This window comes from Streptomyces durbertensis (assembly GCF_014156695.1).
In the GTDB taxonomy this organism is placed as follows: Bacteria; Actinomycetota; Actinomycetes; order Streptomycetales; family Streptomycetaceae; genus Streptomyces; species Streptomyces durbertensis.
Genome location: NZ_WMLF01000882.1, coordinates 1 through 781, shown reverse-complemented (window position 1 = coordinate 781; position 781 = coordinate 1). Strand labels below are relative to the sequence as shown.

Here is a 781-nt window from a genome sequence, read left to right as displayed (position 1 = left end):
GGGTCAGCGGGTGGGGCGGTAGACCGTGGCGCAGAGGAGGGTCCGGCCGTCGTCGACCTTCCACACCCAGTACCTGGTCCGGTCGCCGGGGGCGCGGGTGCAGGCGGTGGCGGTGGTGTCCGGGCCGGCCTGGTGGACGCCGGTGAGGTGGAGGACCTCGTTGTAGGCGGCGGGCGGCCGGCGGTCGGTGCAGTCGACGGCCGTCATCGGGCCGAGGTGCATCGTCGGGGCGTCCGGGGTGCCGGCGCGGCGGGCGAGCAGGCAGTAGTTCGCACGGTAGACGCGGCTGAGGCACAGGACGGTGTTCGTCGGCCCGCCGGCTGCGCGGTAGTACCAGTAGGCGTGGCCGACGCCGGTCCGGCAGTCCTCGACGGAGTCGGACACCCGGGTGACCCGCACCATGGCGCGGCCGCTGTCGCAGTCGACGGGGGCCGGCGGCATGGCGGTGTTCCAGGTGACGGTGTCGGCGGCGTGGCCGGTGTCGTAGAGGGGGAGGCAGGTGTCCGCGCGGACGGCGAGGAACGCGGCGGCGGTCGGATCCGGCGCGGCGGTGGGGCTGTGGTGGGCCGTGCCGGAGGTGGAGGCGGGCAGGTGGTTCGGCGGGGTGGGGCCGGTGGGGGCGGTGAGGGTCGGCGGCTGCTGGTCGCGCGGGGAGGTGGTGTCGAACCAGTTGTTCTTGAGGGCGAGCGCGAGGCCGCCGACGAGGGCCACTCCGAGGAGGGCGCACAGGGCGGCGACAAGGGTGGGGGAGATGCCGGCGCGGTGGCGTCCGGGCGCGTGG

General features: G+C 75.9%; 1 protein-coding gene. It reads right to left on the bottom strand.

Annotated elements, in window-relative coordinates; genetic code table 11:
• Positions 1-3 precede the first annotated feature (3 nt).
• Positions 4-781 (bottom strand): LppU/SCO3897 family protein (locus tag GL263_RS27450; RefSeq protein ID WP_182858423.1); only part of this gene is annotated, 778 nt, incomplete at its 5' end.